At 33.7% G+C, this 22654-nt stretch carries 26 protein-coding genes and 1 tRNA gene; 22 read left to right on the plus strand and 5 right to left on the minus strand.

Translation table 11 applies throughout. The annotated features are described in order from the left end of the window. Window positions 1-11 precede the first annotated feature (11 nt). The 14 genes from sdhB to D8M03_RS00870 all read left to right on the plus strand — a co-directional run bounded on the left by sdhB (window position 12) and on the right by D8M03_RS00870 (window position 11136). Window positions 12-794 (plus strand): succinate dehydrogenase iron-sulfur subunit, encoded by a 783-nt coding sequence (gene sdhB / locus D8M03_RS00805; protein WP_121212777.1) that lies wholly within the window; start codon window positions 12-14, stop codon window positions 792-794. 258 nt (window positions 795-1052) lie between these two features. Continuing rightward, window positions 1053-1499, plus strand: coding sequence for an acyl-CoA thioesterase (locus D8M03_RS00810; protein ID WP_121212778.1), 447 nt, complete (start codon window positions 1053-1055; stop codon window positions 1497-1499). Between the two features lie 72 nt (window positions 1500-1571). Further along, window positions 1572-1793 carry a helix-turn-helix domain-containing protein gene (locus tag D8M03_RS00815; protein WP_097072809.1) on the plus strand — a complete coding sequence of 74 codons (222 nt, stop codon included), beginning with the start codon at window positions 1572-1574 and terminating at the stop codon, window positions 1791-1793. Window positions 1794-1920: 127 nt separating this feature from the next. Next, a complete protein-coding gene (locus D8M03_RS00820; protein WP_121212779.1) occupies window positions 1921-2370 on the plus strand; it encodes a MarR family winged helix-turn-helix transcriptional regulator in 450 nt (149 codons plus the stop codon). A gap of 10 nt (window positions 2371-2380) precedes the next feature. Then, the gene (gene racE, locus D8M03_RS00825) at window positions 2381-3175 is read left to right on the plus strand and encodes a glutamate racemase (protein ID WP_121212780.1); all 795 of its coding nucleotides are present in this window, start codon (window positions 2381-2383) and stop codon (window positions 3173-3175) included. 165 nt (window positions 3176-3340) lie between these two features. After that, window positions 3341-4099: a ribonuclease PH gene (gene rph / locus D8M03_RS00830; RefSeq protein WP_121212781.1), complete on the plus strand. Its 759-nt coding sequence runs from the start codon at window positions 3341-3343 to the stop codon at window positions 4097-4099. After that, window positions 4100-4693 carry an XTP/dITP diphosphatase gene (locus tag D8M03_RS00835; RefSeq protein WP_121212782.1) on the plus strand — a complete coding sequence of 198 codons (594 nt, stop codon included), beginning with the start codon at window positions 4100-4102 and terminating at the stop codon, window positions 4691-4693. 32 nt (window positions 4694-4725) lie between these two features. Further along, window positions 4726-5235: a metallophosphoesterase gene (locus D8M03_RS00840; RefSeq protein WP_341943851.1), complete on the plus strand. Its 510-nt coding sequence runs from the start codon at window positions 4726-4728 to the stop codon at window positions 5233-5235. Window positions 5236-5348: 113 nt separating this feature from the next. Further along, window positions 5349-5422 (plus strand) — tRNA-Arg (locus D8M03_RS00845). 273 nt (window positions 5423-5695) lie between these two features. After that, window positions 5696-6094, plus strand: coding sequence for a hypothetical protein (locus D8M03_RS00850; protein WP_121212784.1), 399 nt, complete (start codon window positions 5696-5698; stop codon window positions 6092-6094). A gap of 606 nt (window positions 6095-6700) precedes the next feature. After that, window positions 6701-7639: a DNA/RNA non-specific endonuclease gene (locus D8M03_RS00855; RefSeq protein ID WP_121212785.1), complete on the plus strand. Its 939-nt coding sequence runs from the start codon at window positions 6701-6703 to the stop codon at window positions 7637-7639. 264 nt (window positions 7640-7903) lie between these two features. Continuing rightward, complete coding sequence (locus D8M03_RS00860; RefSeq protein WP_121212786.1) at window positions 7904-8164, plus strand: PepSY domain-containing protein; 261 nt, start codon at window positions 7904-7906, stop codon at window positions 8162-8164. Between the two features lie 744 nt (window positions 8165-8908). Continuing rightward, on the plus strand, window positions 8909-10501 hold the full coding sequence (locus tag D8M03_RS00865; protein ID WP_121212787.1) for a M20/M25/M40 family metallo-hydrolase: 1593 nt from the start codon (window positions 8909-8911) through the stop codon (window positions 10499-10501). A 62-nt stretch (window positions 10502-10563) separates the two neighbouring features. Continuing rightward, window positions 10564-11136 (plus strand): YdcF family protein, encoded by a 573-nt coding sequence (locus D8M03_RS00870; protein ID WP_121212788.1) that lies wholly within the window; start codon window positions 10564-10566, stop codon window positions 11134-11136. Window positions 11137-11182: 46 nt separating this feature from the next. On the opposite strand, the gene D8M03_RS00875 is transcribed toward D8M03_RS00870, so the two are convergent. Then, on the minus strand, window positions 11183-12208 hold the full coding sequence (locus tag D8M03_RS00875; protein ID WP_121212789.1) for a threonine aldolase family protein: 1026 nt from the start codon (window positions 12206-12208) through the stop codon (window positions 11183-11185). Between the two features lie 143 nt (window positions 12209-12351). On the opposite strand from D8M03_RS00875, the gene D8M03_RS00880 reads away from it, so the two are divergent. Continuing rightward, window positions 12352-13107: a GTP cyclohydrolase II gene (locus D8M03_RS00880; RefSeq protein WP_121212790.1), complete on the plus strand. Its 756-nt coding sequence runs from the start codon at window positions 12352-12354 to the stop codon at window positions 13105-13107. A 39-nt stretch (window positions 13108-13146) separates the two neighbouring features. Here the strand turns inward: D8M03_RS00880 and D8M03_RS17860 are convergent, their stop codons facing one another. Continuing rightward, entirely contained in the window at window positions 13147-13425 is a 279-nt protein-coding gene (locus D8M03_RS17860) for a Parvovirus coat protein VP1-like protein (RefSeq protein WP_342768772.1), read from the minus strand. 418 nt (window positions 13426-13843) lie between these two features. Then, the gene (locus D8M03_RS00890) at window positions 13844-14020 is read right to left on the minus strand and encodes an asparagine synthase (RefSeq protein ID WP_121212792.1); all 177 of its coding nucleotides are present in this window, start codon (window positions 14018-14020) and stop codon (window positions 13844-13846) included. 152 nt (window positions 14021-14172) lie between these two features. Here D8M03_RS00890 and D8M03_RS00895 point away from each other — a divergent pair, with 152 nt between their 5' ends. Continuing rightward, on the plus strand, window positions 14173-14595 hold the full coding sequence (locus D8M03_RS00895) for a universal stress protein (RefSeq protein ID WP_121212793.1): 423 nt from the start codon (window positions 14173-14175) through the stop codon (window positions 14593-14595). Window positions 14596-15134: 539 nt separating this feature from the next. Further along, the gene (locus D8M03_RS00900) at window positions 15135-16412 is read left to right on the plus strand and encodes an L-lactate MFS transporter (protein ID WP_121212794.1); all 1278 of its coding nucleotides are present in this window, start codon (window positions 15135-15137) and stop codon (window positions 16410-16412) included. Window positions 16413-16641: 229 nt separating this feature from the next. Here the strand turns inward: D8M03_RS00900 and D8M03_RS00905 are convergent, their stop codons facing one another. Then, the gene (locus D8M03_RS00905) at window positions 16642-17388 is read right to left on the minus strand and encodes a glucose 1-dehydrogenase (RefSeq protein ID WP_121212795.1); all 747 of its coding nucleotides are present in this window, start codon (window positions 17386-17388) and stop codon (window positions 16642-16644) included. A 168-nt stretch (window positions 17389-17556) separates the two neighbouring features. Here D8M03_RS00905 and D8M03_RS00910 point away from each other — a divergent pair, with 168 nt between their 5' ends. From D8M03_RS00910 to D8M03_RS17935, 3 genes are all read left to right on the plus strand, one after another. Then, window positions 17557-18597, plus strand: coding sequence for a Cj0069 family protein (locus D8M03_RS00910; protein WP_121212796.1), 1041 nt, complete (start codon window positions 17557-17559; stop codon window positions 18595-18597). 94 nt (window positions 18598-18691) lie between these two features. Continuing rightward, window positions 18692-19315: an acyltransferase family protein gene (locus D8M03_RS17930; RefSeq protein ID WP_121212797.1), complete on the plus strand. Its 624-nt coding sequence runs from the start codon at window positions 18692-18694 to the stop codon at window positions 19313-19315. Next, window positions 19291-19779, plus strand: a complete 489-nt coding sequence (locus tag D8M03_RS17935; RefSeq protein ID WP_121212798.1) for an acyltransferase family protein — start codon at window positions 19291-19293, stop codon at window positions 19777-19779. Before D8M03_RS17930 ends, D8M03_RS17935 begins: the two co-directional genes overlap by 25 nt. Before the next feature lie 44 nt (window positions 19780-19823). Here the strand turns inward: D8M03_RS17935 and D8M03_RS00925 are convergent, their stop codons facing one another. After that, on the minus strand, window positions 19824-20336 hold the full coding sequence (locus D8M03_RS00925) for a DUF3231 family protein (RefSeq protein WP_121212799.1): 513 nt from the start codon (window positions 20334-20336) through the stop codon (window positions 19824-19826). Between the two features lie 141 nt (window positions 20337-20477). On the opposite strand from D8M03_RS00925, the gene D8M03_RS00930 reads away from it, so the two are divergent. Together D8M03_RS00930 and D8M03_RS00935 are read left to right on the plus strand one after the other, a co-directional pair. Continuing rightward, complete coding sequence (locus D8M03_RS00930; protein WP_121212800.1) at window positions 20478-21362, plus strand: NAD-dependent epimerase/dehydratase family protein; 885 nt, start codon at window positions 20478-20480, stop codon at window positions 21360-21362. A 274-nt stretch (window positions 21363-21636) separates the two neighbouring features. Next, window positions 21637-22638: a tetratricopeptide repeat protein gene (locus D8M03_RS00935; protein ID WP_121212801.1), complete on the plus strand. Its 1002-nt coding sequence runs from the start codon at window positions 21637-21639 to the stop codon at window positions 22636-22638. Window positions 22639-22654: the final 16 nt, after the last annotated feature.

The raw sequence follows: 22654 nt of genomic DNA on the forward strand, positions 1-22654 counted from the left end.
GGTCATTAATCATGACAACAGCCGTAGAAACTACTGGCAGAACGGTTAAACTCGAAATCCAACGTCAAGACAATCCAAATGGATCTACACGTTGGGAAAAATTCGAGGTACCGTACCGTCCTGGTATGAACGTTATCTCAGCTTTAATGTATATTCAACAAAATCCTGTTACAGCTGAGGGACAAAAAACTTCCCCTGTAACTTGGGACAGTAACTGTCTTGAAGAAGTATGTGGAGCTTGTTCAATGGTAATTAATGGTCGTCCACGTCAATCATGTTCTACATTAATCGATCAATTAGAACAACCAATCCGTCTTGAACCTATGAGAACTTTCCCAGTGGTTCGTGACTTACAAGTTGACCGTAGCCGTATGTTTAACGCACTTAAAAAAGTTAAAGCATGGGTTCCTATCGATGGAAGTTATGATTTAGGCGAAGGTCCACGTTTACCAGAACGTAAACGTCAATGGGCTTATGAATTATCTAAATGTATGACTTGTGGTGTATGTATGGAAGCTTGTCCAAACGTATCTGAAAAATCTTCATTTATCGGACCTGCACCTTTATCACAAGTACGTCTATTCAACACACACCCAACTGGTGCTATGAATAAGGACGAGCGTTTAGAAGCAATTATGGGTGATGGTGGCCTTGCAAACTGTGGTAACTCTCAAAACTGTGTTGCTGCATGTCCAAAAGGTATTCCATTAACTACTTCAATTGCATCACTTAACCGTTCTACAACTGTACAAATGTTCCGTAACTTCTTCGGTTCAGATCATATGGTTGACTAATATATTGATATAATATAGTGATTCAAACTTTTAAGGGTATCTAAGTCATTTAATGTGACATTTAGATACCCTTTTTTTATTGCTTGCATAATATAGATAGAAGTCACAAAGGAATTAACACCATTCAATAAAAATATGTCTCAAAAAGATGGATCACATTGTATTTGCTTTCGAAAACTATAAAACTTCTGATATAATACAATGAACCATTATTCATTTTTAATGGGGATTAAGGTGATTATTGGAAGGGGTTTTAGCATGAGAGCAAATTATATTCACGATCTGAAAACATGGGAAGAAGAATTTGAATTTTTTACTGAAGTAAAAGTTAGATTTTCTGAAACTGATATGTTTGGACATTTGAACAATACGGTGCCATTTGCATACTTTGAATTTGCCCGTATTGAATATTTAAAACATCTTGGTTTCATGACGAATTGGACGACAGAACAAATAACAAAAATTCCAGTTGTGGCTAACTTACAATGTGATTATTTAAAACAAGTGTACTTCGATGAAACTCTTCGAATCTATGTAAAGGCGGCTCATATTGGAACTACCTCAATCGATCTTCACTATTTAGCTAAAAATGAAAATTACGAAATCTGTTTTACTGGTAGGGGTACAATAGTACAGATTGATAAAAATACCGGTAAAGCAACACCATGGAATGAAAAAGAAAAACAGATATTGCATGGGAAATAGTGAAAATGCCCTCACAGCCTTTCATCTCTTGACATACTTTACATAGAAGAGGAGATAGGAGGGTGTTGCCTTATGAATAGCCCGCAGCATCGTTCACTTTTGACGAAAAGGGAGCGGGAAATATTCCAGTTATTAATACTAGATTATTCCACAAAGGATATTTCGCAAAAGTTGGGCATAAGCGAAAAAACGGTGCGTAATCATATTTCAAACACGATTCAGAAACTGGGCGTATCCAGCAGATCACAAGCCTTAATTGAATTGTTAAGGCTAGATGAATTATCGCTACATTGAATGGATGCTTGCTATTTCATAAAAAACACTTCAAAATAGAATTGACACCAAAAAGCAGAAGTCTGTTATGAACTATAATTCGGATGATGCTATACAAGGATTGATTCTTGAGGAGTGGATGCACTAAATGAGTGATATTGAAAAGCATAGCAAAGATACAGTAGCTTTTTTAGAAAAAGAACTTCGTTATACATCTCATTTGATAAAACAAAAAGGAAGAGAAATTTTAAGTGATTTTACGATTACTCCTCCACAGTTTATTGCGCTTCAATGGTTACACGAATCGGGCGATATGACAATTGGGGAATTATCGAATAAAATGTATTTAGCTTTCAGTACGACAACCGACTTGGTTGATCGTATGGAAAAAAATGAATTAGTTGTGCGTATTCGGGATGAACAAGACCGTCGTGTTGTACACATTCATTTGTTAAAAGAAGGCGAACGAATAATTGAGGAAGTAATTAAAAAACGACAAAATTACCTCCACGAATTATTAGTGGATTTTGATAAAGAAGAAGTAGAAACATTATCAAAATTATTACACAAACTACATTTACAAATGGAAGAGGATTGAGGCGGTTTTAGTGAATGCCCCGATAGGCGTTATTGATTCAGGTGTTGGCGGTTTAACAGTCGCTAAACAAATAATAAATGTTTTACCTAATGAAACAATTTATTATATAGGTGATACTGCAAGGTGTCCGTATGGGCCTAGAAATCGACATGAAGTATTAAAATTTACATGGCAAATGGCGAATGCATTAGTAAAAATGAACATTAAAATGCTAGTCATCGCATGTAATACAGCAACGGCAGTAGCATTAGAAAGTTTACAAAAACACTTGTCGATTCCCGTTATCGGTGTAATTAATGCTGGTGCACGTGCTGCAGAGAAAAAAACAAAGAAAAACGAAATAGTTGTTCTTGCAACAGAAGGAACAATTAAAAGTGGAGCATATGAAAATGCGCTGCTTTCTTTAAGTACGAAGGCGAAAATAATTCCTCTTGCATGTCCAACATTCGTTCCATTAGTGGAGAGTGGAGAATATGAGGGACAATTTGCATTCGACCTTGTAGCAAAAGGATTAAAACCGCTCAAGAACAAAAAGTTTGATACAGTTATTTTAGGTTGTACACATTATCCAATTATCCAACATCATATTGAGAAAGTAGTAGGATCTGATGTATTTGTACTATCTTCTGCAGAGGAAACAGCAAAAGAAGTGAAAGAGCTACTAGCCTATGAGCAAAAGTTAAACACAAGTAGTGAAGAACCACATCACATTTTTTATGCAACTGGTTCCGTTCCTATTTTTCGAACAATTGCTGAAAACTGGCTATCAATTAATGATTTAGATATTCGACGTATAAAACTATAATGTGCAGGTATTCAAACAAGGCAGTCGTTTGAATACCTGTTTTACTTTTGCGTACTAGCACAGTAATATAGGAAATTTTAGCAAATTCAAAGATACCTATCGTATGAGCGTGGTACGGAAAAATATTTTGTGATAAGATTGACGCGAGTAACAAGGAGGACTTTTATGACAAGACATGATGGACGAGCTATAGAACAATTAAGACCAGTACAAATGGAGACAAACTATTTAATGCATCCAGAAGGTTCTGTATTAATTCAAGTAGGGAATACAAAAGTAATTTGTACAGCGACAATTGAAGATAGAGTTCCAGGCTTTTTACGAGGTCAAGGGAAAGGCTGGATTACAGCAGAGTATTCAATGTTACCTAGAGCAACAGCAGAACGCACTCAACGCGATGCTTCACGAGGTAAAATAAATGGTCGTACTATGGAAATTCAACGTTTAATTGGACGAGCATTACGTGCAATCGTGGATTTAGAATCATTAGGAGAGAAAACTGTTTGGATTGATTGTGACGTTATTCAAGCAGATGGTGGTACACGTACTGCATCGATTACAGGTGCCTTTGTTGCATTAACGCAAGCATTAGTGAAATACAATGAAGTAAAACCTTTTGCTAAGTTTCCTATCGTAGATTTTTTAGCTGCAACAAGTGTTGGAATTCTTGAAGAAATTGGCCCAGTTGTCGATTTAAATTATGTAGAAGATGTGGCTGCAGCGGTTGATATGAACCTTGTCATGACAGGGGATGGCCGTTTTGTAGAAATCCAAGGTACAGGAGAAGAAGCAACATTTTCCCGCGATGAGTTAAACACATTGCTATCTTTAGGGGAGAAGGGCATTCAAGAACTAATTGCAATCCAAAAGAAAGTACTGGGAGAAGCAGCAAATCTTGTACGGTCTATGAAGGAGGAAGCTTAAATGAAACAAGTGGTTATCGCTACAAAAAACAAAGGGAAAGCAAAAGATTTTGAAGCATTGTTTACTCCTCTAGGTTATGAAGTGGTAACAATGTTTGATGTCGCACCAGATATGGAGATTGAAGAAACTGGTACGACATTTGAAGAAAATGCTATATTAAAGGCTGAAACGCTAGCTAATGCCCTTGGGAAACTTGTCATTGCAGATGACAGTGGATTAGCAATTGATGCATTAGGGGGCGAACCAGGCGTTTATTCAGCACGTTATGCAGGAGATCATGACGATGAAGCGAATATAGTAAAGGTACTTGAAAAATTGCAAGGCGTTGAAGATAAAGAGCGTACTGCGCGTTTCTGTTGTGCTTTAGCGATAGCTGGTCCAGAAATCGAGACATATACTGTATTTGGAACTTGTGAAGGGGTAATTCTTCATGAGAAGAGAGGAACTAATGGCTTTGGATATGATCCAATTTTCTTCGTTCCAGAACTAGACCGCTCTATGGCAGAGTTATCTCCTGAAGAAAAAGGGGCTATTTCACACCGAGGCAATGCAATTCGTAAGTTAGCGGATAAATTACCTACGTTACTGAAATAATCACTTTCTGTAATATGTAAGAGGGGGGATGGGTGTTGAAACTTTTAGTAATGAGTGATACCCATGGAGATGCTGAAGTAATTAAACGTGTACGCGACCAACATAAGAATGTGGATGCAATCATACATTGCGGTGATAGCGAATTACCCTTTGATCACCCATATTTAGAAAATGTAAAAAAAGTGCGCGGTAATTGTGATCATGATACACGATTTCCAGAAGAAGAAGTGTTTGAAATCGGTGGCTTAACGATTTTTGTCGCTCATGGTCATTTATTAAATGTAAAATCAACTACAATGAATTTATTATATCGATCAAAAGAAGTGGGTGCAGATGTTGCCTTTTTTGGCCACTCCCATCTATTAGGTGCAGAACTTGTAGATAATGTGTTATTTGTAAACCCTGGAAGCTTACTGAAACCCCGAGGCATTGCTGATAAAAGTTATGTAGTAGTGGATTTTGAATCTGGAAAGTGGACCGTAACGGGGTATACAGATAAAGGTAATGAGTTATTTACAAAGGTGTTTGAATTGGAAGAATAGAATAAAAAAACTAAGAAAATTTTTCTTAAAATGTTTATTTAAGTTGTTGACATTTCATCTAGGTCTGCTATAATAAATATTGTCCTTAAGGAAATCAATCCTTAAGTGATAATGTCTCAGTAGCTCAGCTGGATAGAGCATACGCCTTCTAAGCGTACGGTCGGGGGTTCGAATCCCTCCTGGGACGTACTAATATTACGAAGAGAACTCTTGATTAACAAGAGTTCTCTTTTTTTCTTAGCACCAAAGAAAGCGCGTTAGAAAATCGTTCTAATTTCAAGAAATGCGTCAGATTTATTGATTCTTTGAATATTAATTATATACTTAAGTAATGGCAGTTTAATAAGTATATGATATAGGCTTGTTATGTTAATGGGGTATGATCAAATGATTATGTTTCAACAATAACTTTAATTTTTATAAAGTAATAACTGCTGTTCTAAAAAAGGTGGTATAAACTGTGAAAGAAAAACAATACATATATGTACATCCAGATGGCAAACATTTGATTTGTACCTTCGATAAACCGGATAAAATTCTACATGCACCAACACTTATAGAAGCGATGGAAATTTCACCAAACTACATTGCATATGCTAGAAAAGGTGCAACACTAGTATTCAGGGATATGACTATTAAAATTAAAAGTAACCCAAAACATCATATTAAAGATGAAGCACTTTCTGAAGCAATGCATGAGGCTGGTCTACTTAATACTGCTGAAAAAGCTTTTGAAGAATGGCATAGATTGTTAGAGAAACTGAATGAAAAAGAAAGAATAAAATTTATTCGAATGGTTTACAGTGAAAAGTTTAATGCAGGGGAACCAATTGATAATATTGATGTATTAAATGATTAATGTGAGATATACACATATCAGTTTTTCATAAAAAAAGCCAGTTAAAATTTACAATTGAGTAAACTTTAACCGGCTTTTTATTTACAGTGTTGTATTTTGTCCTAATTATTTGCGTACCATTGTATCAACAAGAGGCATTACTACAACAATAACTGCAACTGTTACAACTGTAAGAGCTTGTAAAATTCCTACTGCTACTTGATCAAACATTATTATTCTCCTTTACAACTAAAATTTCTCTTATATTCTATTAATTATCCATCTTCCTATGAAAAAGTCAAATAGAAACAGTGGATTTCATTTTAACCTGTCCTCTAGTTAAGGTAAAAGTAATTTAATAACAGGTAATAGGAACAAAAAGGGATTTTAAGAAGCTTGAGTAAATTCTGACTTTTAAGAGGAATGAGGCAGGCATGATATAATAAGTGAGGTTTATAGGTTTTGCTAACAGTTTTTTACTTAGAGTTTGATTTGAATTTCTAGAGTTTGTGGGCTTGGATTTTTATCTTATACGATATTCAACTAAAGGACACATCTCCGTAGTAATCAAACAACTATGTAAACCATCCAAGAATTTTAGAAAAAGAAAAAATAGGAGAGTCCTAAATGAAAAAGAAATTAAATTATTTATTCTTGCTATTGTTGAGCATTTTTATGGTTGGTTGTACCAACGTAGAAGATGTATCCATTACTGATGAAGAAACAGTTCAGCAAGAAGAAAACACTGTAAATACAAGTAATAATAATGAAAACGATGAAATTGTCACTACAGTTGTAGATGAACCGGTAGAAAAAGAGACTTCAACCCAATCAAAGGATGAACTGTTTTCAGGTCATAAACTGATTGAAGTTGATGGTGGTGATTTGTCTGGTTATCGTGAACCAAATGTTGTCGTTGATATTGGTTTTGGTGACCGTGAATATTGGGCTTTTACCAATGAGTACGGACAACTAGTACGTGTTATTGCTGATGAAATTATTTTACAGGATGATCGTAACGAACCAGTTTTGTCTTCAGGAAGATATTATGCTGACGAGGCAAAAGTTCCTGGTGTTGAAAGCCCAGTTTTAGATGAAGGGCATATTATTGCTGATTCACTAGGTGGGGTATCAAATGCATATAATATTACCCCTCAAGACAGTACGCTCAACCGACATGGTGATCAAGCTTATATGGAAGATGCGATTCGTAAAGCTGGTGGGGCTACTAATTTCGAAGCCATTATTACATATCCAAATACGAAAACGCAGATTCCTTCCAGTTATAAATATACTTATACGATAAAAGGTAAAAAAGTAGTTGATACATTTGATAATGTGAACCCTGATGAAGTAAACAAATCACTTGGTATAACTGGTAATAAATCTTCTAAATCATCTAGTTCAAAAACTAAAGGTGATATTTCTACTATTGATACAAACGGGGATGGACAGGTGACGATTAAAGAGGCAAAAGCAGCTGGTTTCAGTATGCCAATTACGAGTGATCACTGGTTATACCAATACATGCGAGATAATGATCATGACGGTATGGTAGGCGAGTAAGCGTCAAGAAATTTAAGGAATGATTAAATCTTTATGATTCTTAGAGAAAAATCGTTTCCTAAATAATCACTAGAACATAGATGATTCTGCAAGTATTGTAGGATTGTCTATGTTTATTTTTATTATAATCTAGCAAATGTCAGTTATTTCAGATGACAGTTAAAATTAAAATCCTAATCATGCCAAAACCTAAGAAAAGTAACCATCTCCCAAACTTTTGAATAATATGAGTCGATTAAATTTCTTAGGGGAGGTAAAATTAGTATGTATTACGGATATCAAAATCCGATGTATTTACAGAATAACCAAAGAATTTCTGTACAACAAGCTCAGCAAATTGCACTTAGTAGAGTGCCAGGACAAATCGTACATGTGGATCTAGATATGGATAACGGTGTATTAAATTATGAAGTTTACGTTTTAACAATGCAAAATAAAATGTATGAAGTTAAAATCAATGCCAGAACTGGTCGAATTATTAAAGTAGAGCAAGAAAATGATGATGATATGTATGATTTTGATTAAGGTAAATATTCAATAAAAAATCTTTCCTCAATAAAAGGGTGCTTAACTTTACTAAAGATAAGCACCTATTTTAATTCAAAATACAACTTACGTTGATTGCGTCTAGGGAGTGTATTGTTAAGTATATACATAATTTTCGATCCAGTAATTTATAACCACATAATATATTAATAAAAGTTTTTTATTAAATTTCTAATAGGACATCGAAGTTGATTTGTAATATAATGTAGAAGTAGGTATTATTATCTTAATTTTCACATATTTTTGATTAAGTCGTATTTAAAAACGCAATTAAGTTTCCAATCCTTGCTTCAATCAAATCTGTTTTTTCCTCTTCAAATTACCTTTTGTTTTACAGAAAATTTCTTCAATAACATTGATAATCTTTACTTCAAGTAAATCTCTCGCAAAAGTATTATGGGCACTAATTGTCAAAGTATTTGCGTTTAAGTTCAGGATGTTGTTTTGAACGATATTTCGTAACTTGGCTTTGAAAATTTTTCGCTAATCTTTTGTTAGAAGAGCTCCCAAGAGAATTCCATCATAAGACAACTCATTAAATGTCATCCCAATTTATTGAAAACATCTGGCTCTTAAAGCACAAATATTTGTATCCATTATTAGGGTTCTGTAAAATTAAACGAATTCCACTATTTGCAAAGTTAAAACTATTATTATTAGGTAAATGATAGTTTAGGGATGTTTAGGGTATTCAAAAAATATCTTCGAGTAAAGGATGATAGGATGAAATGGGATACTCCAGAAAAATTAAAATCATTACTATACGAACTTGTACGTTGGGAAAGTCAAACATTAACTAAAGGCGAACAGGAATTTACACAAAAGTTATTTGCGAAATTTCAATTGTTACCGTATTTCAATACAAATCAACACTTTTTACAAACCGTTGATGTTGAAGGTGGAAGACAAGTGCTTTCTGCGTTATATAAGCATCCAAACGCAAAAAAGACCGTGGTGCTCATTAGTCATTTTGATACGGTTCAAATTGAAGAATATGGTGCGCTTATGCCGCTTGCCACAGAACCTGAAATGATTACGCAAGCTTTTCATGAAGCAAAGTGGATGTTAAATGAGCAGGCACAAAAGGATCTTGAATCCGGTGACTACTTATTCGGTCGTGGTGTAATGGATATGAAAATGGGGCTTGCCCTTCATATGCAAGCTTTAGAACGTGCAATTGAAGAAGAGTGGGCATTAAATTTATTATTAGTTACAGTACCAGACGAAGAAGTAAGTTCAGCTGGTATGCGTGTCGCTGTAAAACATATTGCAGAGGTTACTGAAAATTATAATTTGGAGATTAGTCTATTCTTAAATAGTGAACCTTCCTTTTCCCAAGGACCATATGATAACAATGAATATTTATATACTGGTTCAATTGGGAAAGTAATGCCGGCAGCGTTATTCTACGGAAAGGAAACTCATGTTGGTGAGCCGTTGAAGGGGATAAGTGCACCTTTTATGAGCGCTTATTTGGAAATTGAAATGGAATGGAACGATACATTTTGTGAAACAGTTTACGGTGAAACAACCCCTCTTCCAGTGGCCTTAAAATTACAAGATTTAAAAGATCAATATTCTACACAAACACCGTATCGAGCAGTGGCGATGTACAATGTCTTTTTAATGAAAAGAAGCGCGGCTGATATTTTTGATATGTTTGAAGAAGTAACAAAAAAGGCAATGCAAAAATGTCAAGCGCGGTATGATGAAGTTTGTGCAAATATGAAAATTAGTCCTATCGGTAAAATTCGAACAATTCGTTATAGTGAACTTTTGGATTACGCAACAAACAAACTAGGGAAGCCACATATTGAACAACTAATACATGAGGTATTGGCATTGCCGAATTTAGATGAGCGTGACCAATCCTTTGCTATTGCAGATAGATTAATGATTCAATGTCAGGAGTTAGCACCAGCAGTTGTCGTGTTATTTGCACCACCATTTTATCCAGCAGTGAATTCAAGTGATCATCCACTAGTGAAAAAAGCCATTGATGTAGTATTAAAAGCATCAGAACAATATAATATTCCACTACAACAAGTACATTATTTTAATGGAATATGCGATTTAAGTTATTGTCAGCTAATGGATGATAATGGTTGGATTGCCTATGAAGAAAATACCCCTGTGTGGAATCGAACTTATGATATCCCATTTGAACAAATTGCAAAATTTAATGCTCCTGTTATGAATTTAGGTCCATATGGAAAGGACGCACACCAGGTTTCGGAGCGGTTAAGAATTAACAGTGGATTTTATGAAATGCCAGATTTAATTAATCAGTTATTGCGATTTGTAGAGAATCAATAAATTAGTAAAAGTGAGAACCCTTTCCTCTAATCATTCGTTTAATAGAGGTAAGAGGTGAGTGTATGAAATTTTGGATTGGTGGGGGAATTGTATTTCTATTATTAATTGGAAGTGGCTACACATGGCTGGGAGAAAAGATAGAGAAGGGCAAAACACCTGTTGCAGATGGTTCTAATGATTATTTAATAATTTTAGGTGCAAAAATTAAGCCAAATGGGGATCCCTCGCTATCATTAAAAAATCGTTTAGATGTAGCGATTGATTATTTGCAAAATCATAAGCATGTGCAAGTAATTGTTTCTGGTGGACAGGGAATCGATGAACCAGCAACAGAAGCATCTGTAATGGCACAATATTTAATCGATGCAGGAATTGACCCATTAAGAATACAAATGGAAGAAAAATCAACTTCAACTTATGAGAACTTATTATTTTCAAAAGACTTTTTACCAGAAGGAGTTAAAACTATTACGATTGTTTCGAATGATTACCATTTAGCAAGAGCGAAATTTTTAGCAAATGTTGTTGGTCTAGAAGCGGATGTATTAGCTGCAAAAACGCCTCGAAGTGTTGCGGTAAAATCTCATATTCGAGAACGGTTAGCATTATTAAAGACTTATATAATGGGTAAATAAAAAATCTTCCTCTTTCTTTTAAATTAGAAATAGGAAGATTTTATTTTTATTTTGAAATGATTTTCTCAATATCTTGAATTAGTTCAATGCATGCTTCTTTTGTTGTAGCCCAAGAAGTAACAAAGCGGATAGCAATTTTATCTTCTACTTCTCCCCATATTTCAAAATCATAAAGTTCTTTTAATTCCTCAACTTGATCTTTACTAAATATAGGGAAAATTTGATTTGTAGGTGATTCACTAAGTAAAGGTACGCCTAAAGTTTTAAGTTCATTACTTAAAAAATGTGCAAGTTCGTTTTCATGTTTTCCCATTTCAAAATATAGATTATCTTGGAATGCACGTTCAAACTGAATGCCAATTGCAAATCCTTTTGCCAACATAGCAGTTTTATTTTTTATATGATGACGGAAATAAGGTTTAAATTGATCGTTAAAAATGACTATGGCTTCTCCACTCATCAATCCGATTTTTGTTCCACCAATATACATAACATCACATAGATCTTTTAGCATGTGAAACTCGACATCACTTGCTGCTAAACCACTTGAAAGACGAGCGCCATCTATATATAAATAAAGATTATTTTCCTTACAGCAATCATATAAAGCTTTTAACTCTGAAACACTATATACAGTTCCAACTTCAGTAGATTGTGATATATAAACCATTCCGATTTTCACCATATGTTCATCTGTGTGAGTTTTCAGTGCATTGATGATATCAATCGGATATAATTTTCCATCTTGCCCTGGCACAGTATAGACTTTATGGCCAGTTGCTTCAATGGCACCTGTTTCATGCACATTAATATGTCCAGATTCACAACTTAGTACCGCTTCATATGGTCGTAATATGTATGATATTACCGTAGCATTTGCTTGTGTTCCACCTGTAACAAAATGAATATCGCAATTATTCGTTTCCAATTTTTCTTGAATTAGCTTTTTCGCATTTTCACTATGTTTATCTAAGCCATATCCACTATTTTGTTCCTTTTGAGCTGCTATAAGAGCTTCAAAAATTTCGGGATGACATAATTCGCTATAATCGTTACGAAAACTATATTTCATTCTATTTTACCTCATTTTCTCTATATATGTATTTCATAGTATATCACTTCATTTTTCAACTGAATATCTTAACCTTTCAATGACGGTGTGACATAAATTTTACTAAAGTAACCAAACTAACAGCAAAGAAGGAGGAAAACGCATTGGCACAGGTAAATTTAAATAGTAAAGTGTTATCTATTTTAGAAAATAAAATTAAACTCATACAAAACAATAAAGGTGCCATTTATTTAGTTGGACCAGTAAATTTACCAGTTAATTTATATGGAAATACAGTTACTTTTCAGTGGTATTGTTGGTTAAATTGCGAAGAAGTGACGGAAGATTTTCAAAAGATTATTGATAAATTGTCTTCGGTAAATTTAGCAGAACGGCAGCAATCAAGTGTACTAGTTTATGGAGACTTTAAAAATGGGGAAGATGCAATTATTCGGATGCATTCCATTTGTCATACCGGCGATATTTTTGGTAGTAAACGATGTGATTGTGGATACCAATTAAAAGAATCAATGAAAATGATTGTAGAACATGGAACGGGAGCATTGTTCTATTTAGCAAATCATGAAGGAAGAGGAATCGGGCTATTTAGTAAAGCGTTGGCTTATATATTACAAGAAAATGGCTATGATACAGTTGATGCAAATCATATGTTAGGGTTTGTGAATGATTCAAGAAATTACGATGATGCAATTCGTGTTTTACGAGCGTTAAGGATTAAACCAGTTACACTAATTACAAATAACCCTAAAAAAATAGAAGCATTACAAGCATCTGGGCTCCCTGTAGCAGGAAGGAAGCAATTGTGGGGCGATATTTCTGAACATAATAAAAATTACTTAAAAACAAAAATCAATCGATCTGGACATTTAAATGAAGATGGGACATGTTGTAATGATTGATTAATAAATAAAAGCCCTTCCAAATTTAAGGAAGGGTTTTTAGAAAAAGAAATTCTTTAAATGAATCGCTCTAGAGAAAACTCTAGCATCTCTCCCCATTTTGCTATAGGGGTTGATATATGGATATAAACAGCGCTGGAATAGTTCATCACAATATTTTTTATCTCCACAATATCTATAACATTCATCATGGTACTTACAACATGCATCTACTGGATTCGTCGGTGCTCCAGGTCCACTGCAACCAGGCCCACAATAACGATAACCAGGATAACAAAAACCAAATAAACGGGCCATCGTAACACCTCTATTTTCCATAATTATAACTATAAACTATGTAAAAAAAGAGAACAGAAAAGGGCAGATATATTAGTTTATTGAGAGATTTTTATTTTGATAGAATAGTTAACATGTGTTTGAACAATTAATCATATCCCCCTCCACTGTCCGAACTGCTAGTGTCAAAGGACCAAAAAGAATCGGATGAACCAGAGTCAGAACTACTTCATTTTGATTTTTTACGACCCCATTCTCTTTCCCGTGTCGTCATCTTAAACCATTTAAAAAAGTAAATGACATTCCCAATAATTTGTACAATAAGCAAAATTACAAAGAGTTCTCCCATACGTTTACCTTAATTTTTCTTCTATTTATCAATTATCTAGATTTGATATCTAATGTTGAAGGAACTAAAAAGGTAAAAAAAGAGAGCACAATCGTTGCGCTCTCCTTTAAGCTAACGACGATGCTCAACAAGGTCAATTGCCCCTAACACAATATGTGCTAAGCCGAATCCGAAAATAGTGTTTGCTAACATTTTGTTAGATCCACTTTTTTGTTTCATTGCGTATCCAGCAGCGGTAACAGCTGACCCTAATACTGTAGGGATTAAGCCTTCACGAATGTTATTCATTACAAATCCCTCCACATCGTTGTTATAGGTGATAAAACACCTTTTTTATTATTTGTAATAACACTGTTTATATACAAACACTACTTAATTAATAGTTTTCTTGTTAAAAATATAAATATCGAATATGATTTGATTAACAAAGGAGGGTGAATATGGTAAATAATTATAAAAAGATTGCCGTTGCAATTGATTTTTCTGAACAATCCATCAAGGCATTTGAACGTGCAGTTGAAATCGCTAAAAATAATGAGGCAATTTTACAACTAGTAAATGTTGTTGATACTAAATCATTTGGTGCCATTGCTGCGTATGACTTAAAATACGCAGATCAATTAAAGAATGAAAGATTAGAAAAAATTGAGGCATTAAAAGGACAAGCTCTAACTACAGGGGTTTTGAATGTAGAAGTAAAAGTAGAGACCGGTTCGCCAAAAGAAATTTTAACACAACTACCTGAAATCGATTTACTTATTTGTGGAGCAACGGGAGTAAACCAAATAGAAAAGTTAATTATTGGTTCTGTTGCTGAACGAATCCTTCGTTTTTCTAAATATGATGTTTTAATAGTTAGATAATGAAATAAAACACCTTTTAATGAAGTCATTAAAAGGTGTTTTATTTCGTTAAATAGTATTCAATTGAAAATGAAGTTTACATATTTATGTCATGTTGCAACTTTTTTAATATACTATCAAAAAATCTTTAATTGGTAATTAATTATAATTTTATATCTGTAATAATTGAGTTCAAAATTAGTTGTATCATAACATAATAACTATGAATTGATAAATTTTTTCTAGATTATACTATTTATTTCTAAGTTATAAACGTTATTAACTCAACATTCTTGATGATTAAAACGTTATAAAAACTGTATATACATAAGATGATTAAATTATTTTATAATAACTGATATCAATTTTCAGAATAATGTTGTATATAGTGGATTTTCGCGTTTATATAATTATCTTCTACTTATTGCATATAAAATCTACTTTATAAAAATAATTTTTTCTGCAAAACTATTGATTTTCATATTTTATTAATGTTATCTTGGTAAAGTAGTTGTCACAACTTTTTCACATTTAGAAAGAAAGAGGGTAAGAGAGAAGATATGAAAAAAAATCGATGGCTAATTGCACTTTCTGCTATTGCAATCCACCTATCGATTGGCGGAGCTTATGCCTATAGTGTATATAAACTGCCAATTGTTACAGAAATGGGTTGGAGTGAAACGAATGTAACTGTGGCATTCACAATTATGATGGGGCTTGCTGGTTTTGCAGCGGCACTTTTTGGTAGTTTGGTAGAAAAATTAGGACCTAGAAAATCGGCGATGGTTGCAGCTGTTTTATTTGGAGCAGGACAAGCAGGTGCTGGACTTGCAATTTTAATGGATTCTGTAGTTTTATATTGGCTAACATATGGACTTCTTAGTGGATTAGGTATGGGGATAGGTTATATTGCGCCAGTATCGACATTAGTAAAATGGTTCCCAGATCGTCGTGGTTTAGCGACTGGTATGGCAGTATTAGGATTTGGTTCTGGAGCTTTAATCACTGCGCCGGTTGCAGCGAACTTAATGGAAGGCGTAGGAATTTCTACAACTTACTTTATTTTAGGTGCATCTTACTTTACGTTAATGATTTTAGGTGCATCTTATATCGCGCCCCCTGTACAAGGTTTTATGCCAGAGGGTATGAAAAATGCAGCTACTGCTGGTAAAACAAAAGTAAAACAAGATTTAGCACAAATGACGGCTAGAGAAGCAGTGAAAACAAAGTACTTCTGGATGCTTTGGGCAATGCATTTAGTGAATGTAACAGCTGGTATTATGATGATTTCTGTAGCATCTCCAATGGCACAGGAAATTGTAGGTTTATCTGTTGCAGGTGCAGCAGCGATGGTAGGTTTAATGGGAATGTTTAATGGTGGGGGACGCCTTATCTGGGCAGCGGTTTCTGACTATATTGGTCGTCCAAATATATTTGTCATCTTCTTCGTTATTCAAATCATTACATTTGCAGTATTACCATTTACAACAAACGTTTTATTATTCCAAGTTTTCATCTTCCTTGTAGTTAGTTGTTATGGTGGTGGTTTCTCGAACTTGCCAGCTTACGCAAGTGACTTATTCGGTACGAAACAACTTGGTGTTATTCATGGTTATTTATTAACAACTTGGTCACTAGGTGGAATTTTTGGTCCAATATTAGTGAATACAGTGAAAAATATGACTAATAGTTATATTCCTGTTTTCTATATCTTTACAGGACTAATTGCTATCTCATTATTAATTTCATTGTTGCTTCGTTCAGAAGTTAATAAAAAGAAAAAACAAATCGAAAAAGACAAAAAAGAAAAAGTTGGAGATCTCTCAACTACGTATTAATAAATATGGCAAAAAGGACCGAATAGTAGTCATTGGCAGATGGCTATTATTCGGTTTTCTAATGTTAAGAAAGAAAATAGTGTGGCTTATTGTTATATAACAACAGAATCGATTCCTTTATAATGTAATACAGATGTTATTTCAAGTCAACTTTAATGTATCAATTTTAAAAAAATTCATGTTGAACCAGAATATTTGTGTTTTAGTACAGGGAAAAAATAGTAAAATCCTATTCCTCATAGATCATTTTTTTCGTCATTCCACCATCTACAGTTATATTAGTTCCTGTTACGAAATCGTTTCGTTCATCGGTCAAATAGAAGCAAGCCTTTGCAATATCGATTGGCTTTCCAACTCTTCCGGAAAAATGCTGTTGATGATCAATTGGACGTAATTTTTCGTATTCTCCAGTTTCAATCCAACCAGGTGAAATACAATTTACCCGTATTTTGTTAAGTGCAAGGGAACTAGCTAGAGCATGTGTAAGTGCAATGATACCCCCTTTAGTAGCAGCGTAGGATTCAGTATTTGGTTCTGACATAAATGCTCTTGTAGAAGCCATCGAAACAATAGCCCCACCTTTTTGGTTTAATCGCATATATTTTGCAGCTTCCCGTGAACATAAAAAAACACTTCGCAAATTGGTATTGATTACATCATCCCAACTATCAATGTCTAAATCTAAAGGTGAGCAGATTTTAAAGACACCAGCATTATTAATTAATATATCGATGGTACTATATCGCTCGACGGTAGTTTTCATAAGATTTATGATATCAGCTTCCTGGCGAACATCGGTTTTTACAAAGGTAGTATTGTAACCTTGTTCCTTTAAATCATCATTAATTGCTTCTCCTAATTGTTCGTTCAGGTCGGCTAATACAACTTTAGCTCCTGATTTGGCATATTGAGTTGCAACCTCTTTTCCAATCCCTTGGGCAGCACCTGTGACAATAACAACTTTATTTTGAAACATATCTAACCTCCTAAGTTCATCCTTAATTTAATGTAATTAAAATAATATGTATTTACAAATTTCAGAACTGGTAATTAAAAATACACATAAAGTTTACAATTACTGTAAAATAATGAGATTATTCTCCTTTATAATGATTAGTAATAAATGGAAAAAAGGAGGGCTTTTATGAGAAGTAAAGTTGTATTCTTTGAAGTACAAGGTGGAAATGACAAAGGTGCAGATGGTTTTCGTAAAGATACGATGCCGATGGTGAATGCATTAAAGGAACGAGGCGTAGATGCAGAAGTTATTTTTTATGACAAAGCGCGAGAAGAAGAAATCTATAATTATGTATCTTTAAATGGAATTGCATATGTATCTCGCATTAACCCAGGTAATTTAAAAGAGGAACAAAGTTATTTTCAAATGCTTAGACGTCTTTGTGAAGATGGGGTGATCGGTATGCCACATCCTGATGCAATGATTGGATACGGATCAAAAGATGTTTTAGTTAAGCTGAAAACAACTACATTAGTTCCGGATGATACATTTGCCTATTATGATATGGAGAATTTTAGACAACAATTTCCGAAATCATTAGCTTATGGTGAACGAGTATTAAAACAAAATCGTGGATCGACTGGGGAAGGGATATGGCGTGTTCAGTTAGTTGAAGCGCTAGAGGGGCAAGATGAAGCGCCATTAGATGCCCAAATTAAATGTACGGAAGCAAAAGATAACCATGTTGAATATTGGCAACTCGGTGAATTCATTGATTATTGTGAACAATATATTGCTGGAGAAAACGGAATGATTGTGGACATGCGTTTTTTACCGCGAATTAAAGAAGGAGAAATCCGTCTATTTATGCTGCGCGATAAACCATTTTATGTTGTTCATAAAAAACCAGCAGAAACTGAAGATGCATTTAGTGCCACTCTTTTCTCAGGAGCTGAGTACCGTTATGATACACCTGAACAATGGTCAAATCTTGTAGAAAGTTTTTTAAGCCAATTACCTGAAGTACGTTCATTACTTGGCAATTATGATCTACCTCTCATTTGGACAGCGGACTTTATACTAGATACAAATGAAGCTTTAGAAGATGAATATATATTAGGTGAAATGAACTGTTCTTGCGTTGGGTTTACTTCGCAATTAGAACTTGCCTATGATGTGGCAGAAGAAATTATTGCAGCAATTAAGGAAAATACACTAACTGTATAATTTATTTAGAAGGAGAAAGTTGTAAATAACTTTTTCCTTTTTATGTCTATCTGTATATTCTTTGTATTATAGTAATTACGGATAGGGGTGTTTTATGGGGAGGGGCAAAAGAGTTCGATATTATGATTACGATTGGATTAAAGTAATCGCAACATTAGGAGTATTTTTGTATCACTGTTCAATGTTTTTTAATCCGTTTCCTTGGCATGTTAAAAATAATGAATTAGATACAAATGGGATACTCGTATTTTCGTTATTTTTAGGAGTATGGCTAATGCCGTTATTTTTTGCTATCTCAGGAATTAGTGTTACTTATTCCTTAAACAATCGAAGTACATCAAATTTTATTAAAGAGAGACTTGTTCGATTAGGTGTACCATTGTTATTCGGTATATTTATATTATCCCCACCACAAGTCTATATCGAACGGGTGACAAATTATCAATTTTCAGGATCATTCATAAATTTTATTCCTCATTATTTTGATGGATTATATTTAGATATTGGTGGAAGGGGAAATTTTGCTTTTTCGGGCCTGCATCTTTGGTATTTACTTGTACTACTTGTTTTTTCAATCATTTCCGTCCCATTATTTAAAACAATAGCTAGGAGAAAGTTTAGAAAAAGTTTATTTGTTTTACTTCCGTTTCTGTTATTTTTATCGGGTGTGATTGAAACAATGGGTATTGGTGGATGGGATATTATATTTTATTCATGACATTCATATTTGGATATTACTTTTTATCGAGTCCTGAGTTCAAACCTGCATTAGTGTCTTCGTTTAAATGGATATTGCCTATAGCACTATCAACTTCCGTTATCTATATTGTTTGGTTTATGATTGCTTTCCCAAAAGAAAATAGTATACAAGATATTATTTTTTATGCAGTGAAAACAGTCAATTGTTGGAGTTGGATATTAGTCATTTTTTATTTAGGTAATTTGTATTTAACTTTTTCAAATAATTTTTTGAAGTATACAAGTGAAGCATCGATGCCTTTTTATGTATTGCACCAGCCAATCATTGTTGCTGTTGGATATTTTATTTATGAGCTTTCATGGCCTATTTCTATAAAAGCATTCGTTTTAATTACAACATCTTTTATCCTTATTATGCTTTTGTATCATTTTGTTATTAGAAATGTGAAGTTGTTACGCTCACTGTTTGGATTAAAGGGTTAAATAGTAAAAGGATAGAAGACTCGTTTTGTCTCCTATCCTAAAGATTATCTTTCATCATGTGGGCTTACTTGTAATGGTGGGGGTACTAACCAACCTCTTGCTTTATTTAGTCTTAATAATTTTGCACCCAGTTGAGCTTTAGCCATATGGAACTGACCATACATATAGGCAATATCTTCACGAGTTGACATCCCCATTGCCGTACTACAAGCAACGAGGCCAGCAGCTACATCGGCTGATAATTTTGCACTGATTTCTGGGTCCATAAACTTTGCCCCTACTGGAATGTCATCACGTCTTGCATTTGGTCGTTCAGGCGGTGCAGGAGGTAAGCCAACACCATTTACTTTTAAGATCTCTTTTAGTTTTTTATTTTCTTCCTCAATACCCACAATAGCTTCTTCTAATATTTTTAATAATTCTTGATCTCCAGTATGGTTATAAAGTGTTTGATAGGCAGCAACCATACCATTGTTTGATAACAGATGTGACCAAATTGTAAATACTTCCCCATAATGTAATGGCTCTTCTTTTGGATTTCTACTCATAATACCCATCTATACCACTCCTTGTTTAATTGTACAGAACTAGCCTAGACAAGTATCAAATAATTATACATGTTAGAAGGAATTCAATTTATGGAATAGAAAATAAAAGAGATAGAAAATAAAAAATTATCAAAAATTGGGGAGGGTGTTATGAAAAAGATATTAGTGCTAGGTGGAACACGTTTTTTTGGTAAAAGACTAGTGGAACTTTTAATAGAAGATGGTTTTGATATCACTATCGCAACGCGCGGTATCACTCCGCATCCATTTGGAGACAAAGTACAACAAATCATTGTCGATCGTACTGACTCCGAGGAATTTAAAACAGTATTTGAAAATACCTCTTGGGATGTCATCTTTGATAATATTTGTTATTCTCCAAATGAGGCGTTGACTGCTTGTGAAGTATTTAAAGGTAAAACAAAGAAGTACATATTCACTTCTACATTGAGTGTCTATGATGGATTATTGGGAAAAGAGCTAACTGAAGAAGATTTTAATCCATATACCTATAAAATTCGCTATGGTAATAGCCAAGATTTTTCTTATGGGGAAGGAAAGAGGTTAGCTGAGGCTGTATTTTTCCAAGAAGCAACTTTTCCTATCGTAGCTGTTCGTTTTCCAATTGTATTAGGATTAGATGATTATACAAGACGTTTACATTATCATATTGAACGCGTCATAGAAGGAAAGCCAATTCATTTTATTAATCTAGATGCACGAATGTCTTTTATTTCATCAGATGATGCGGCTAAATTTTTAAAATTTGCCTTTTTATCAGATATTGAGGGGCCATTTAATGCCACATCAACAGGCACTATATCTATGCAAGAATTAATGGTTTTAATTGAAAAGATGGTAGGGAAAAAAGCCAATATAGTGGTTGAAGAAGATAACGAAAGTACTTCACCCTTCTCTTTACCAGATGATTGGTATATGTCTCAAGTGAAATCCATGAATGCAGGTTTTACATGTGAGACATTACTTAATTGGTTACCATCTTTAATTCTTGACATTACAAAAGAAAATAATTAATAAAATGGCTTGGAGATAAAGGTTCTTCAAGCCTTTTTCTCGTAAATTAGAACGAATATTATGCTTAAGTAATTTATAAATGACCGATTAAAAATGTATTTTGAAGGCAAATACTTGGTTAACTTAGTACAATTTTGGCAGAATTAATGAGGAGATTTGCAGAAATGGTAAATAATTCGAATCTCAAAATAATTGTATTGTTCTGATGTTCAATAAAAGGTAAAATGAAGAAATACTATGGAAATATTTTGTAGACATCCGGGAGTGAGAAGTTTTGAAAAGAAAACTAAAAAAATACACAACATTCGATAATGTCGTAATATTTCCTGGGACGGTTGAAAGATTAATCCAAAAAGCTCATGAGTATGTTGAAAGTTATCAATATCATTTAGCAAATGAAACCTTTGAAGAAGCTCTGAAGTATAGTGAAGGTGACGAATTTACCTTAAGTGTTTACGCATACTCCCTATATGAAACGAAATCTTTTGAAAGAGCGAAGGAAATTTGTGAAAGGGTTTTAAGTTTAGGCCCCACGATGTATTTAGAAATAATGGAATTATATTTAACTGTTTGTATGCAGTTAAAACAATATAAACAAGTCGAACAAATTATTACGTCTCTTATCGAAGAAGGTGCTATACCTAACGATAAAATAGAGAAATTTCAACGGCTAAAAGAACTTAATGCAAATATTGCTGAGAATAAAAATCAGCAAGAAGACATTAGCAATAATGTGCGGAATGAAGTTGATGCTGATGCATTTTCTATAGATAATTTTTTGTCTTTACCACCAACAGAACAGTTAAATAAAGTTCATGAATTAACTACAACAAATATCCGTCCATTAGTAACGCAATTAAAATCAATTATAGAGTATGAACAAACCCATCCTTTTATTAAAAGCATTATTTTAATTTTACTTGTAGAACAAGAAGTAAATGTAGAAATAAGATTATCTAAATTAGATAAAAGCAGCGTAGTTAATCCAAGTACTTTAGAACTACCAACTAAATTACCGCATTTTATCAATATAACGAAAATGATTTCAGAAAAACTACAGAAAGAACCGTCAACATTAGAAATGGTTGAATATTTAATTGCGAAACATGCAATTGTAACCTATCCATTTGAGTGGTTGGAATATGATGATGAAGATGTTGCGTTAGCGTATATTGATTTTGTAAGAACAATGTTTGGTAGTGTACAAGAGATGGATTACGAACTTGTCCAATTTTTACAGATGCTTGAAAAGTTAACAGAACTACAAGAAGTATGAAAAAAGTTGAAACTAT

This window comes from Ureibacillus endophyticus, assembly GCF_003628435.1.
Taxonomy (GTDB): Bacteria; Bacillota; Bacilli; order Bacillales_A; family Planococcaceae; genus Ureibacillus; species Ureibacillus endophyticus.

Excerpts from the sequence above, each read along its gene's own strand:
- D8M03_RS00895 (WP_121212793.1), top strand. The coding sequence starts at position 14,173 with ATGGTAAATAATTATAAAAAGATTGCCGTTGCAATTGATTTTTCTGAA.
- rph (WP_121212781.1), top strand. The coding sequence starts at position 3,341 with ATGACAAGACATGATGGACGAGCTATAGAACAATTAAGACCAGTACAA.
- D8M03_RS00875 (WP_121212789.1), bottom strand. The coding sequence starts at position 12,208 with ATGAAATATAGTTTTCGTAACGATTATAGCGAATTATGTCATCCCGAA.
- D8M03_RS00865 (WP_121212787.1), top strand. The coding sequence starts at position 8,909 with ATGAAATGGGATACTCCAGAAAAATTAAAATCATTACTATACGAACTT.
- D8M03_RS00905 (WP_121212795.1), bottom strand. The coding sequence starts at position 17,388 with ATGTTTCAAAATAAAGTTGTTATTGTCACAGGTGCTGCCCAAGGGATT.
- D8M03_RS00910 (WP_121212796.1), top strand. The coding sequence starts at position 17,557 with ATGAGAAGTAAAGTTGTATTCTTTGAAGTACAAGGTGGAAATGACAAA.
- D8M03_RS00925 (WP_121212799.1), bottom strand. The coding sequence starts at position 20,336 with ATGGGTATTATGAGTAGAAATCCAAAAGAAGAGCCATTACATTATGGG.
- D8M03_RS00870 (WP_121212788.1), top strand. The coding sequence starts at position 10,564 with ATGAAATTTTGGATTGGTGGGGGAATTGTATTTCTATTATTAATTGGA.
- D8M03_RS17860 (WP_342768772.1), bottom strand. The coding sequence starts at position 13,425 with ATGGAAAATAGAGGTGTTACGATGGCCCGTTTATTTGGTTTTTGTTAT.
- D8M03_RS00815 (WP_097072809.1), top strand. The coding sequence starts at position 1,572 with ATGAATAGCCCGCAGCATCGTTCACTTTTGACGAAAAGGGAGCGGGAA.
- sdhB (WP_121212777.1), top strand. The coding sequence starts at position 12 with ATGACAACAGCCGTAGAAACTACTGGCAGAACGGTTAAACTCGAAATC.
- D8M03_RS00820 (WP_121212779.1), top strand. The coding sequence starts at position 1,921 with ATGAGTGATATTGAAAAGCATAGCAAAGATACAGTAGCTTTTTTAGAA.
- D8M03_RS00930 (WP_121212800.1), top strand. The coding sequence starts at position 20,478 with ATGAAAAAGATATTAGTGCTAGGTGGAACACGTTTTTTTGGTAAAAGA.
- D8M03_RS17930 (WP_121212797.1), top strand. The coding sequence starts at position 18,692 with ATGGGGAGGGGCAAAAGAGTTCGATATTATGATTACGATTGGATTAAA.
- D8M03_RS00855 (WP_121212785.1), top strand. The coding sequence starts at position 6,701 with ATGAAAAAGAAATTAAATTATTTATTCTTGCTATTGTTGAGCATTTTT.
- D8M03_RS00835 (WP_121212782.1), top strand. The coding sequence starts at position 4,100 with ATGAAACAAGTGGTTATCGCTACAAAAAACAAAGGGAAAGCAAAAGAT.
- D8M03_RS00900 (WP_121212794.1), top strand. The coding sequence starts at position 15,135 with ATGAAAAAAAATCGATGGCTAATTGCACTTTCTGCTATTGCAATCCAC.
- D8M03_RS17935 (WP_121212798.1), top strand. The coding sequence starts at position 19,291 with ATGGGATATTATATTTTATTCATGACATTCATATTTGGATATTACTTT.
- D8M03_RS00860 (WP_121212786.1), top strand. The coding sequence starts at position 7,904 with ATGTATTACGGATATCAAAATCCGATGTATTTACAGAATAACCAAAGA.
- D8M03_RS00810 (WP_121212778.1), top strand. The coding sequence starts at position 1,053 with ATGAGAGCAAATTATATTCACGATCTGAAAACATGGGAAGAAGAATTT.
- D8M03_RS00890 (WP_121212792.1), bottom strand. The coding sequence starts at position 14,020 with ATGAATAACATTCGTGAAGGCTTAATCCCTACAGTATTAGGGTCAGCT.